Source organism: Vibrio sp. HDW18 (assembly GCF_011306175.1).
Lineage (GTDB): Bacteria > Pseudomonadota > Gammaproteobacteria > Enterobacterales > Vibrionaceae > Vibrio > Vibrio chanodichtyis.
Genome location: NZ_CP049913.1, coordinates 754861 through 768427 on the forward strand (window position 1 = coordinate 754861; position 13567 = coordinate 768427).

At 50.2% G+C, this 13567-nt stretch carries 12 protein-coding genes; 8 read left to right on the forward strand and 4 right to left on the reverse strand.

The window, feature by feature from the left end; genetic code table 11:
- Positions 1-40: 40 nt before the first annotated feature.
- Both mrcB and hrpB read right to left on the reverse strand, forming a co-directional pair.
- Positions 41-2374: a penicillin-binding protein 1B gene (gene mrcB / locus G7083_RS03480; RefSeq protein ID WP_166013604.1), complete on the reverse strand. Its 2334-nt coding sequence runs from the start codon at positions 2372-2374 to the stop codon at positions 41-43.
- 10 nt (positions 2375-2384) lie between these two features.
- Entirely contained in the window at positions 2385-4847 is a 2463-nt protein-coding gene (gene hrpB / locus G7083_RS03485; RefSeq protein WP_166013605.1) for an ATP-dependent helicase HrpB, read from the reverse strand.
- 63 nt (positions 4848-4910) lie between these two features.
- On the opposite strand from hrpB, the gene sfsA reads away from it, so the two are divergent.
- The 7 genes from sfsA (at position 4911) to panC (ending at position 10843) form a co-directional block, all read left to right on the forward strand.
- Positions 4911-5645, forward strand: a complete 735-nt coding sequence (gene sfsA / locus G7083_RS03490; protein WP_166013606.1) for a DNA/RNA nuclease SfsA — start codon at positions 4911-4913, stop codon at positions 5643-5645.
- 124 nt (positions 5646-5769) lie between these two features.
- A complete protein-coding gene (gene dksA / locus G7083_RS03495) occupies positions 5770-6216 on the forward strand; it encodes an RNA polymerase-binding protein DksA (RefSeq protein WP_166013607.1) in 447 nt (148 codons plus the stop codon).
- 87 nt (positions 6217-6303) lie between these two features.
- Positions 6304-7194, forward strand: a complete 891-nt coding sequence (gluQRS, locus tag G7083_RS03500; RefSeq protein WP_166013608.1) for a tRNA glutamyl-Q(34) synthetase GluQRS — start codon at positions 6304-6306, stop codon at positions 7192-7194.
- An 89-nt stretch (positions 7195-7283) separates the two neighbouring features.
- Positions 7284-8654, forward strand: a complete 1371-nt coding sequence (gene pcnB, locus G7083_RS03505; RefSeq protein ID WP_166013609.1) for a polynucleotide adenylyltransferase PcnB — start codon at positions 7284-7286, stop codon at positions 8652-8654.
- A complete protein-coding gene (folK, locus tag G7083_RS03510; RefSeq protein WP_166013610.1) occupies positions 8651-9154 on the forward strand; it encodes a 2-amino-4-hydroxy-6-hydroxymethyldihydropteridine diphosphokinase in 504 nt (167 codons plus the stop codon). Before pcnB ends, folK begins: the two co-directional genes overlap by 4 nt.
- A gap of 2 nt (positions 9155-9156) precedes the next feature.
- Complete coding sequence (gene panB, locus G7083_RS03515; protein WP_166013611.1) at positions 9157-9951, forward strand: 3-methyl-2-oxobutanoate hydroxymethyltransferase; 795 nt, start codon at positions 9157-9159, stop codon at positions 9949-9951.
- Between the two features lie 10 nt (positions 9952-9961).
- On the forward strand, positions 9962-10843 hold the full coding sequence (gene panC, locus G7083_RS03520; protein ID WP_166013612.1) for a pantoate--beta-alanine ligase: 882 nt from the start codon (positions 9962-9964) through the stop codon (positions 10841-10843).
- A 79-nt stretch (positions 10844-10922) separates the two neighbouring features.
- Here the strand turns inward: panC and G7083_RS03525 are convergent, their stop codons facing one another.
- Positions 10923-11693, reverse strand: coding sequence for an ABC transporter permease (locus G7083_RS03525; RefSeq protein WP_166013613.1), 771 nt, complete (start codon positions 11691-11693; stop codon positions 10923-10925).
- 5 nt (positions 11694-11698) lie between these two features.
- A complete protein-coding gene (locus G7083_RS03530) occupies positions 11699-12616 on the reverse strand; it encodes an ABC transporter ATP-binding protein (protein WP_166013614.1) in 918 nt (305 codons plus the stop codon).
- A gap of 253 nt (positions 12617-12869) precedes the next feature.
- Here G7083_RS03530 and can point away from each other — a divergent pair, with 253 nt between their 5' ends.
- Positions 12870-13538: a carbonate dehydratase gene (can, locus tag G7083_RS03535; protein ID WP_166013615.1), complete on the forward strand. Its 669-nt coding sequence runs from the start codon at positions 12870-12872 to the stop codon at positions 13536-13538.
- Positions 13539-13567: the final 29 nt, after the last annotated feature.

Consider the following 13567-nt stretch of genomic DNA (forward strand, 5'->3'; position numbering starts at 1 on the left):
AAGATGTGCATCAATTAAGCGCAGTGAGCCAAGCAAGAAACTACCACTGAAACAGATTTTTGATCCATTCCGTCGGGCGATTGTCGCACTGCTGCTTGAGCTTTTGCTGCGGATCCCAAATCGGCAGTTTAAACGCGTTATCACAATCAAGGGTTAGGCCACCTTGCGCCTGCTGAGCAAACCCAAAAGTGCTGACCCCTTGCGGCCACGGTAGCTGTAGTGGTTGCGGGATACGGTATTGCAAATACTGCGCATACACTCGTAACGCGCCGCTGGATCCGGTTAATTTGGTGGATTGGTTATCATCACGCCCCAACCAAATGGTAGTCACTTCGCGGCCATCCACCCCGACAAACCAACTATCACGGTTATCATTGGTGGTTCCGGTTTTACCAGCCAAACCCGCGTGCGCAAATTGAGCGTGTAAAGCGCGCCCAGTTCCTTGTTGTACCCCTTGCTTGAGCGCATAAGTGGTGAGCCATGCAGCTTGCTGATCCACGGCTGGGGAGACTTTCGGCAAAGATTGATACAGCACATTGCCTTGTACATCGAGTACCGAACGCAGTGCAGAGAGTGGCGCTTTTTGCCCCGAGTTGGTCAAGGTTTGGTACATTTGTGCCACTTGATACGGGGTCAGCGAAAAGGAGCCGAGTAGCATCGAAGGGACTGGGCGGATCTCATCCCGTTTAACCCCCAATTTTTCCAACGTGGTCGCCACTTGCTCAATACCGAGCTGCATCCCCAACCGCACCGTCGGCACATTGAGCGATTGAGCTAGCGCGAGATAAAGCGGCACGGCACCGCGATATTGACGATCATAGTTACGCGGCGTCCACGCAGTGCCTTGGCTACCTTTTAAAGTGATCGGTTTATCTTCTAGTGTCGTGGCTAAATGGTACTGATCCGGATGCGCTAAGGCGGTGAGGTATACCGCTGGTTTAACCAGCGAGCCGATTTGACGGCTGGCATTCAATACTCGGTTAAAACCATCATAGCCGGTACGCTTGCCACCAACCATGGCGCGGATCTCGCCACTGTTGCGGTCAACCGCAATCGCGGCCGCTTCCAGATCTTGGCCAGCGGTTTTTGCCAACTGCGGGATCTGCTGTTGGATCGCCTGCTCTAACTTGCTTTGCGACACCGGATCGAGCGAAGTAAACACCCGCAAGCCTGAATCGGCTTTAAACTTATCGCCTAACTTCTGCTTTAACTCGATCGACACTTGTTGGAAATAAGCCGGCTGGCGGCTGGCAATTTGCGCATTTTTCTGCACATCAAGTGGACGAGTGACCGCTTGCTGATATTGTGCTACGGTCAAAATATCGTTCTGCATCATCAACTTGAGCACTAAATCACGCCGTTCGCGCGCGCGCTGAGCAAAGCGCAGTGGGTTGTAATATGACGGGCCTTTAACCATCCCCACCAACAGCGCCAGTTGATCAATCCGCAGCTCTTGCAGCGGCTGACCAAAGTAGAGTCGTGAAGCTAAACCAAAACCGTGGATAGCATCGCCGCCACTTTGCCCTAGATAAACTTCATTTAAATAGGCTTCCAGAATGCGATCTTTGCTATAACGGTGATCGATGATCAGCGCGATATACGCTTCACGCAACTTACGCCACAAGGTGCGATCACTCGATAGGAAAATATTTTTCGCCAGTTGCTGAGTCAGCGTACTACCACCTTGTACCGTGCGCCCAGCCTTGAGGTTAACCAGCATTGCCCGAGCAATCGCCAATGGCGACACACCATCATGCTGATAAAAATCACGATCTTCGGTCACCAGCAAAGCATCAACTAACACTTCAGGAAATTGCTCTCGGGCTAAGAAAAGTCGCTGTTCCGGTGAGTTTTTTTCCAGCATGCCCATCAATTTCGGCTCTAAACGCAAATAGCCGAGTTGCCGTTTTTGCTCCAAAGCCTCAATGCTGCGCAAGCCATCATCGGCAAACGTCAGCATGACGCGGCGATCGGGCTCTGGGCCATCGGCAAATTCGAAAGGGCGACGGATCAGCTCAATCCGCGTGGCTGATGATGAGTATTCACCGGCCAAGCGCGGCTGGGCCACTTTACGGTAATTGAGCACATCCAGTTCATTGCGCAGCTCTGGCAAGCTGAGCCCACTGCCGGGCTCTAAGGTCAAAATCCGCGCATAAACGACCGTCGGTAAATCAAACAGTTGCCCATCAAAGCGCTGTTTGATCATCGAATCTAAATAGATCCCGATAAACAGCAATAGCGCTGCGCACGCTAAGGCGACTTTCCAAGTAATGGCCCAAAGTTTAGTCAGCCACAGGCGCAGTCTTGGGGTGGAGCTCTTTTTGCCACGGCGCGCAGTGCGGCCACGCGGCGAGTTACTACTTTTTTTGGTCATCGGTATCTGATCATGGGTTGAAATGTCGTTTGGTTTGGGTGGTGGCGACGTGGTTTGCCGGATCATCTGGCCACACATGTTTCGGGTAGCGACCCTTCATCTCTTTTTGTACTTGCCGATAAGCTCCAGCCCAGAAACTGGCCAAATCGCGCGTCACTTGCAAAGGGCGCTGAGCAGGAGATAGCAATTCCATCACCACCGCTTTAGTCCCTTTCGCAACTCGCGGTGAGCAGTGCTCACCAAACACGTGCTGCATGCGTACCGACAACATAGGATCCATACCGAGCTGGTAACGGATTTTCTGCTGCTGACCGGTCGGCAACTGATAATGGGTTGGCAACCATTGATCCAATTGCTGAGTAAGCGACCAACCAAGATAATGCTTAAGGGCTTCTAATACCGCGACATGTTGTAAAGCTTGCACCGAAGTCACACCCACAAGGTAAGCCGCTAACCAATCATCAAGCTGTGCCAGCAGTGCCTCATCGTGCAATTGTGGCCAATCCTCTTCTGGTAGCCATGCCGCCGCACAACGAGCACGCGCCAGCCACTCACTCGCCGCTTCGTTCCACGCTAACACATTGAGCCCTTTACGCCGAACATAGTTCAGTAAAGCTTCGGTCATTTGTTGTTGATCTGGTGCAGGGAGATGTTCACGGCGCACGATGAGTTGATCAATCCGCCACTGCCGTTGCGCGCTCAATCGCCCGGCTTTTTCATCCCAGTCGACTTGATCGACACAGCGGATCAGTTGTGGTAACCACTGCTCAAGCGCATTGATCGACAAGCTAAGCGCGCTGAAAATTTGACTGGCTTGGCCTTGGCTACGCAGCAGATCCAGCGTAACCAAATAGTCGGCAGCTGCTAAATTTTCCTCCACCGCCAGCCAAGCGCCATGACCATTGGCCAGTAAAAACTGCCCCGGCTGCTGAGCTCGCTGTTGGGCGATCCGATCCGGAAAAGCCAAACACGCCACTAAACCAAGCCAAGCTTCTTCGACCATCGCCAACGAAAACACCGTATCCAACTTAGCAGCCAAGCTTTGCGCACGCTGGTGCAATAGCTTACGCTGCGGATGGTGACCTTGCTGCCAACGATGCAAGCTGTGCTGCACATCCACCACTTGCCGCTCTGGCTCTTCCAGCAATACCGCTAATGCTAAGCTGCTTTGTAAAGCCGCCTCACCTAACCGTTCCGCACTCAGTAACATCGCCGCAATTCTAGGCTCAACCCCTAGCTGATGCGCGTCTTTTCCAGTCTGAGTCAATTGAGCGCGCTCATCCAATAAACCGAGCCGTTGCAGCAGTTGCTGCGCTTGCTCTAAAGCACGCTCAGGCGGCAGATCCAACCACGCTAAATCGGTCGCGGGGGCGCCCCATTGTGCCAGCTCTAACGCTAACGGCGCCAAATCGGTGTGGAGAATTTCTGGCTCGGCGAGCCAAGGCTGCTGCTTAAGCTGCGCTTCACTGTACAAACGCACGCAAATCCCAGGCTCTAAACGCCCAGCCCGTCCGGCGCGCTGCTCAGCCGATGATTGAGCAATACGCACTTGCTCTAGTCGAGTGATGCCGGTTTTGAGGTCAAAACGCGCACTGCGTTCAAGCCCACTATCGAGCACAATACGGATCCCCTCAATGGTCAGCGATGTTTCAGCAATATTGGTCGCCAGTACCACTTTGCGCCGCCCGGCAGCCGCAGGCGCAATCGCACGCTGCTGAGCGGCAAATGCCATCTGCCCATACAGTGGACAAATCTCAATGTGAGTGGATAAATCACTCAGTTGCTCGCTGAGTTGGTGAATGCTCGCCGCTCCGGGCAAAAAGGCCAACAGTGAACCCGTTTCATGCTGCAATAAATGCCGAATATGCCGCTGCATTGCGCCAACCAAACGCTCATCGCTACGCAGAGGCTGGTAGCGGATCTCGATCGGAAAACCGCGCCCTTGCGATTCCACATACCGCGCCTGAGGCAATAAATTTTGCAGCGCGGCTTGATCTAAGGTGGCCGACATCACGACAATTTTTAAATCTTCACGCAAAGCGGCTTGCACTTCGAGCGCGAGCGCCAAGGCCGTATCTGCGTGAATACTGCGCTCATGAAACTCATCAAAAATCAGCACCTCGATGCCATCTAGCTCCGGATCGTTTTGCAGCATCCGCGTCATAATGCCTTCGGTGACAATCTCCAACTGAGTTGAGCGGCTGACTCGGCTTTCACCACGTACCCGATAGCCGACACGTTGCCCGACCTCTTCCCCCAGTTGCTGCGCTAAATAGCGCGCAATATTGCGCGCCGCCAAGCGTCTTGGCTCAAGCATGATCATCTTGCCGTTGAATAAGCCAGCTTGCAGCAATTGCAACGGAAAGTAGGTCGATTTACCCGCGCCCGGCGCGGCCTTTAGGATAAGTTGCGCGGATTGGCTAAGGCTGTCTAACAGCTTAGGCATCAGCGCGACAATCGGCAGTTGTGACAAGGTGGGTTCCTGTATGCTTTAATGACCGCGCCATTGTACATAAAAAAACATCTAAGCCGAGACATGCACTTTTCACCACCGTTACAAAAAGCGACCTTGATCAGACGCTACCAACGCTTTTTAGCCGATGTCGCGCTCGCTGACGGCTCGCAGATCACCATTCACGGTGCCAATACGGGAGCGATGACCGGATGTGCTGAACCTGGCAGCAGTGTGTGGTTTTCCACCTCCGACAATCCTAAACGCAAATACCCACAAAGCTGGGAATTAACCGAAACCCAAACGGGCGATTGGATTTGCGTCAATACTGCGCGGGCAAACCACTTAGTGGTAGAGGCGATTTTGGCTGGAGAGATTGCCCAACTGAAAGGCTATGAACAACTGCGTACCGAAGTAAAATATGGCGATGAAAATAGTCGGATCGATATTTTGCTCAGTGCAGATCCCCGCCCAGACTGCTTTATCGAAGTCAAAAGCGTCACCTTGTTAGATAACGAACAAGGCGGACCAGGACAAGGTTACTTTCCAGATAGTGTCACGACCCGAGGTCAAAAACATCTGCGCGAGCTGGCACAAATGGCCAAACAAGGTCAGCGTGCGATCCTTTTCTTCGCTGTTTTACATTCAGGGATTGAAAAAGTCGCTCCCGCCCTCCATATAGACCCCAACTATTCACAGTTATTAAAAGCGGCACAAGAAGCCGGAGTGGAAGTGCTATGTTACCAAGCATCACTTTCAGAGCATCAAATTCGAATCGCGTCGCAACTTAAATTTGCCCATCAAATAGTAAAAAATTGATGGTCTGTTCACATTGACGATAACTTTAGCTTCGATTGTTTGCCTCCCCCACTTCTTTTTGCTATAGATACCCGCCTTAAAATGAACTGCTCGCGCAGTTGACTAGGGTTAGTAGGAGATCTGTATGACAGAGTCTAAAAAGAAAACGCTGGGCATCCTAGCCATTGCAGGTGTTGAGCCATATCAAATGCAGCCGGGTGAAGAGTATATGTCACCGGCGCAAATCACGCATTTTACAAAAATTTTAGAAGCGTGGCGTAACCAACTGAGAGAAGAAGTGGACCGCACGGTACACCATATGCAAGATGAAGCGGCCAACTTTCCAGATCCTGTTGACCGCGCTTCTCAAGAAGAAGAGTTCAGCTTAGAGTTGCGTAACCGTGATCGCGAACGCCGTTTGATCAAAAAAATCGAAAAAACACTCGATAAAATTAAAGAAGAGGATTTCGGTTACTGCGAATCATGCGGAGTTGAAATTGGTACGCGCCGTTTAGAAGCGCGCCCAACAGCGGATCTGTGTATTGATTGCAAAACACTGGCTGAAATCAAAGAAAAGCAAATGCTTGGCTAACATCCAGCCGCAAGAAAAGAAAAAGGGAGCCGCAGCTCCCTTTTGTTGTTTATTGGCATCCTTGCCAAACGACAGGTTAATCGCCCTATGAACTATATTGGTCGCTTCGCCCCCTCGCCTTCTGGCCCATTACACTTTGGATCGTTAATCGCCGCGTTAGGGAGCTATTTCCAAGCCAAAGCCGCACAAGGTCAATGGCTGGTACGGATTGAAGATCTTGATCCACCGCGGGAAATGCCCGGTGCGGCCGCGCATATTCTGCGCACCTTGGAGGCGTACGGTCTACATTGGGATCAAACAGTGGTATACCAAAGCCAACGCCACGCGCTATACCAACAGCAGATCGATCAATGGCTCGCCAGTGGTCAAGCCTATTACTGTCAGTGCACCCGCCAAGCGGTTAAAGCGATGGGCGGATTTTATAACGGCCACTGTCAACGCCATCCACCACGGCAACATCACGACTGTGCCATTCGATTACACATGGATAATCCGGTGCTGCAGTTCATTGATTTGAAACATGGCACCATCACTATACCTTCGGCGTTGGCGCAAGAAGACTTCATCATCAAACGTCGTGATGGCCTATTTGCTTACAACCTTGCCGTAGTGATTGATGATATTGAGCAAGGGGTGACTCAGGTGGTACGCGGTGCCGATTTGATTGAGCCAACCGGACGACAAATCAGCTTGTATCACACCTTACAACAAAAACCGGTCAGCTACTTGCATTTACCTTTGGCAATCGATAGTAACGGCAATAAACTGTCCAAACAGAATCACGCACCGGCGATTGATCCTTTGCAACCAAAGCCAACTCTCGTGCAGGCCATGCAGTTTTTAGGCTTTGAACTACCAGCCGATTTTTGCGATGCCAATCTGGAGCAAATGCTCACCTGGGGCTGCCAATATTGGCAGCTAAGTCAGCTACCCGCAGCGATCGAGATCACACCAAGATTCTCAAATGGTCCGGCTTAAGCTATTATTGCAGCAAATTCCGTCCGCTTGAGCGTCAAGTTAAGCTACGTAGCGCTTACAGCGGTCACCGCCATCATTGTCAGAAGCACATGAATAATAACGATTTTGAATTGAGTAACACTCACACATATCCAGACTTAGCTTTGACTATCATTCCGCGTCAGGAACACCCAGTCTCACGTAAGCAGATCAGCGACAATGCACTAAAAGTGCTCTATCGCCTGCATGCGGCAGGGTTTGCCGCGTTTCTCGTCGGCGGTGGAGTTCGTGATTTACTGCTTGGTGGCAAACCAAAAGATTTTGATGTCGCCACCAATGCTACCCCTGAACAATTGCGCCAACTGTTTCGCAACTGTCGACTAATTGGGCGTCGCTTTCGCCTGGCACATATCATGTTTGGGCGTGAGATTATTGAAGTGGCGACGTTTCGCGGCCATCACCAAGAGTCCAATTCAAGCCAACAGATTGCCGCACAATCTGAAGCGGGCATGCTGCTGCGTGACAATGTCTACGGCACGATAGATCAAGATGCGGAACGACGCGATTTCACCATCAATGCGATGTATTACAATATTGCCGACTACAGCATCCACGACTATGCCGGTGGCATGGAAGATCTCGACGATCGCTTAGTGCGCCTGATTGGTGATCCGCAAACTCGCTACCGTGAAGATCCAGTGCGCATGCTGCGCGCAGTACGTTTTGCGGTTAAACTCGATTTTGATATTGAGGAAGATACCGCCGCGCCGATTGAGCAACTCGCACCTTTGCTGCGCGATATTCCAGCTGCACGTCTGTATGAAGAGTCGCTGAAAATGCTGCAAGCGGGTCATGGCTTAGAAACCTACCACTTGATGCGTGAATACCAGCTATTCCAACAACTGTTCCCAACGGTCGCGGCATATTTTACCGAAGAGCACAGTTCACCAACCGAGCAGATGCTCGATTTAGTGCTGGATGCCACCGATATTCGACTAGAACAAGATCTGCGCATCAACCCAGCCTTTATGTTTGCTGCAATGTTGTGGTATCCGATGATCGAGCTGGCCAATAACTTAATGGCCTCGCTCAAGCTCAATGAATTTGATGCGATCACTGAAGCCAGCAACCACATTTTGGATGAAGTGGTTAAACGTATCGCCATCCCACGCCGTCACACCACGACCATCCGAGATATTTGGCAGTTACAGCAACGCCTACCGCGGCGCAGTAGTAAACGTGCATTTCGCCTGCTAGAACTGAGTAAATTCCGCGCTGGCTTTGATTTCCTAGAGATGCGTGGTGAAATTGAAGGCGGTGAAACCAAACAATTGGCCGAATGGTGGGCGACTTTCCAAAATGCAGGGCGTAATATGCGTCAAGCGATGGTGGCCGATGTTGGCAATGCGCCGGGCAGCAAATCCAGCGCGCGGCGTCGTAAACCATCACGCAATAAATCAAAGAGTAAATCTAGCGAATGATCCTTGCCTACATTGCGATTGGCAGTAACTTGGGCGATCCGGTCACCCAAGCCCAACAGGCCATCCACCAGCTCACTCAATTACCCAAGTCGCGCTTAATCGCGGCTTCATCGCTCTATAGCAGTACCCCAATGGGGCCGCAAAATCAGCCCGATTACATCAATGCGGTGGCGGCCATCGAAACCGAATTAACCCCACTGGAATTGCTCGATAGCACACAACGCATTGAGCAGCAGCAGGGACGCGTGCGTAAAGATCAGCGCTGGGGGCCAAGAACCCTCGATCTTGATATTGTGCTTTATGGCAATCAAGTGATAGAGAGTGAGCGTCTCACCATTCCCCACTATGGAATGAAAGTGCGTGAATTTGTGCTCTATCCGCTCGCAGAAATTGCACCCAATTTAACCCTCCCTGACGGGACTGAGATCCAAACGTTACTGCAACAAGTGCCGCTTAATGGACTCAGAGTTTGGCACTCGCCAATGTCGAGTAAGGACTAAACATGAAAAAAATAACCATAAACGACCTGATGAAATGGAAGCAAGAGGGTCGCAAATTTGCTACATCCACCGCTTATGATGCGAGTTTTGCTCAATTATTTGAGAGCCTAGACATGCCACTCTTGTTAGTAGGCGATTCACTGGGCATGGTGTTACAAGGTGAGGCGGATACCTTGCCTGTTACGGTGGAAGACATTGCTTACCACACCCGTTGTGTACGTAAAGGTAGCCCCAACTGCCTATTGATGGCTGATATGCCGTTTATGAGCTACACCACGCCTGAACAAGCGTGTGATAATGCTGCGAAACTGGTTCGTGCTGGGGCGAATATGGTAAAAATTGAAGGCGGCGATTGGTTAGTCGACACCGTAAAAATGTTGACTGAACGTGCCGTCCCGGTCTGTGCTCACTTAGGCTTAACGCCACAATCGGTTAATATTTTCGGTGGTTACAAAGTGCAAGGCCGTGAGCAAGATAAAGCGGATCGTATGGTGCGTGATGCTATCGCGCTGCAAGAAGCCGGAGCACAAATCATCCTGTTAGAGTGTGTACCGGCCGATCTCGCCAAACGGATCACCCAAATTTTGGATGTACCAGTGATTGGCATTGGCGCTGGGAATGGCACCGATGGCCAAATTCTGGTTATGCATGACATGTTTGGTATTTCGGCCAACTACATGCCTAAATTCTCGAAAAATTTCTTGGCCGAAACCGGTGATATCCGTCAAGCGGTTACCCAATATATCGAAGATGTGGCCAGTGGCGCATTTCCCGATCTCGCCCACACTATTGCCTAAGGAGTCATTGATGCAAGTATTTGCAGACCTAGCTGTTGTTCGCGAGCAGATCAAACAATTGAAACGCGAAGGTCGCCGTGTCGCGTTTGTGCCGACTATGGGTAATTTACATGAAGGCCATTTAACGCTGGTGCGCAAAGCCCGTGAGTTAGCCGATGTGGTGGTGGTCAGCATTTTCGTCAATCCAATGCAGTTTGACCGTGCAGAAGATTTGAAAAACTACCCGCGCACCCTGGAAGAGGATTTGAGCAAACTCAATGGTGAAGGGGTTGATCTAGTATTTACCCCAACCGCAGAAACTCTCTATCCGCAAGGGTTAGATAAGCAGACCTTGGTCGAAGTGCCTGGGCTATCGTATATGCTGGAAGGCGCCTCTCGTCCCGGACATTTCCGTGGCGTGGCAACGATTGTCACTAAGCTGTTTAACATCATACAACCCGATGTGGCTTGCTTTGGCGAGAAAGATTTCCAGCAATTGGCGGTGATCCGCCAGATGGTCGAAGATCTGTGTCTGGATATTGAAATTGTTGGCGTAGCAACCGTGCGTGAATTAGATGGCCTAGCGATGAGTTCACGTAATAATTTGCTGACGCTGGATGAACGCCAACGCGCGCCAGTCTTAGCGCGCACTATGCGTTGGATCAATAGTGCGATCCGCGGTGGACGCAGCGATTATCCATCGGTGATCCAAGATGCGGTGGACCAGTTACGCGCCGCTGATTTAGAACCTGATGAAATTTTTATTCGTGATGCGCAAACACTATTACCGATCAGCCATGAGAGTAAACAAGCGGTGATCTTGATGTCGGCTTTTCTTGGTAAAGTACGCTTGATCGATAACCAAGTGCTTGACCTGCAAATCGAAAACAAAGCCAGCGCTGAAGAAGAATAATCCCTCATCCTGGTAGCAAAAAGGTCAACCTCGGTTGACCTTTTTCGCTAACGACACAAGCATTAATAAAGAGTGAAGCCTAGCTGCGCAGCCCTTTACCTTTGGTCACTAAATAGTGCGCTACCACATACAGCACCAGCACAAAAGCCACTAATACCGCAAACGAAGTGCTAATATCGACATCCGACATACCAAGAAAGCCATAACGGAATGCATTGACCATATAGACGATCGGATTGATCTGCGATACCCCTTGCCAAAACTCCGGCAACAGTGTGATGGAATAGAATACCCCGCCCAGATAAGTCAGCGGCGTCAGCACAAAGGTTGGGATGATCGAGATATCATCAAAAGTTTTGGCAAATACCGCGTTAATCAATCCTCCGAGCGCAAACACCACCGAAGTTAAAAATACCGTGGCACAAATCACGCCCCAATGCTCGACCCGCAGATCAACAAACAGCAGCGAAACGGCGGTCACCATCGCCCCGACTAATAAACCTCGCGCCACACCGCCCATCACATATCCGGCAATAATCACATAATTGGGCACCGGAGCGACCAACAACTCTTCAATGTTCTTTTGAAACTTAGCACTGAAAAAAGAAGCTGCTACATTGGAGTAAGAGTTGGTGATGACTGACATCATAATCAGCCCGGGTACAATGTACTCCATATAGCTAAAGCCGTTCATCTCGCCAATCCGTGAGCCAATCAAATTACCAAAAATGATGAAATAGAGCGTCATGGTGATCGCAGGTGGCACTAGTGTTTGCACCCAAATCCGCATAAAACGGTGAATTTCTTTACTTAATAAACTGCGAAATGCGGTCCAATAAATTTGATACATACGGGTTAGCCTCGCTTCGCATTATTAACGATACTGACAAACAGCTCTTCTAGGCGATTGACCTTGTTACGCATCGACAGCACCTTAACCCCTTGCTCGGTCAACTGGCTAAACACATGGTTAATACCTTGGCTCTTTTCCAATTCAATTTCCAGCGAGCCTTGCACCAGCTGCTGTTTGATCACCCCTTGCAGTGGCGCAATCGTCTGCTGACCATCGATATCCAATACAAAGGTCTCCACATCCAGCTTACCAAGCAGATCTTTCATGCTAGTGTTTTCAATTAATTCACCACGCTGAATAATGCCAATATTGCGGCACAGCGTTTCGGCCTCTTCCAGATAATGAGTGGTCAGAATGATGGTGACGCCCTGCTGGTTAATCTGCTGCAGAAACTCCCACATCGAGCGGCGTAGCTCAATATCCACCCCAGCCGTCGGTTCATCGAGGATCAGCAGTTGCGGCTCATGCATTAACGCACGAGCGATCATCAAACGGCGCTTCATACCCCCAGAAAGATGGCGGGCCCGCTCACTACGTTTTTCCCACAAGTCGAGCTGAGTCAGATATTTTTTCGCCCGTTGCTTAGCCAGCGCTTTGGGCACACCATAATAACCCGCTTGCTGCAACACGATCTGTTCAACCGTCTCAAACGGGTTAAAGTTAAATTCTTGTGGTACTAGGCCAAGCTGCTGCTTAGCTCGCTCAAGCTGAGTATCGAGATCGTAACCAAACACAGAGACCTGGCCAGACGTTTTATTCACTAGCGATGCAATAATACCAATGGTGGTCGATTTACCCGCCCCATTAGGCCCCAGTAGTGCATAAAAATCCCCTTGTTGAACCTGCAAGCTGATGCCTTTGAGCGCCTCAAAGCCACCGGCATAGGTTTTTGTGAGCTGTTGTATTTCCAGTGCGTACATAACTGCAACCTTTTTACTGATGACCGTCGTGATGTTGCGCTTGAATGGCGTTTTTTCAACCCTTAACCTGTGAAAGGGGAGCATTTCTTGCTTCCGTCAGCCTAAAAACACTCACTGCTGGCAGTATCATGCCTACACTGAGTTTAGGCGAAGGTTACCAAAACACGTCAGAGCAGTGAATCAATCCACAAATTAGGTGAGCTAGCATGGGGGAGATTGTGTATATTGTGGCTAACAATCTAAGGGAAATAAGATGCCAGAAATAAAACAGCTTTTTGAGAATAACTCAAAATGGTCAGAGTCAATCAAAGCCGAAAATCCGGAATATTTTGCCAAGCTAGCCAGAGGGCAAGACCCGGATTTTTTGTGGATCGGATGTGCCGATAGCCGAGTGCCTGCCGAGCGACTCACCGGTCTCTATTCTGGTGAACTGTTTGTCCACCGTAATGTGGCTAATCAGGTGATCCATACTGATCTCAACTGCTTATCCGTGGTTCAATATGCGGTGGATGTATTGCAAGTTAAACATATTATTGTTTGTGGCCACTATGGCTGTGGTGGGGTGACTGCGGCAATTGTTAATCCACAACTCGGTTTAATTAATAACTGGTTGCTGCATATTCGCGATTACTATCTCAAACATCGCCACTATCTGGAGCAAATGCCAGCGGAAGATCGCTCGGATAAATTAGCCGAAATTAACGTTGCCGAGCAAGTGTATAACTTGGCCAACTCGACTGTGCTACAAAATGCTTGGGAACGTGGACAATCAGTCGAAGTACACGGTTTCGTGTATGGCATTGGCGATGGCCGTTTGGAGTATTTAGGGGTGGCTTGTGACTCACGCGATGCAGTAGAGCGCAACTATCACCAAGCGTTAGAGAAAATTCTCAATCCACAGCATCGTTTGCTGTGTCGCTGAAAGATTAACAATATGGCTTAACTCATACG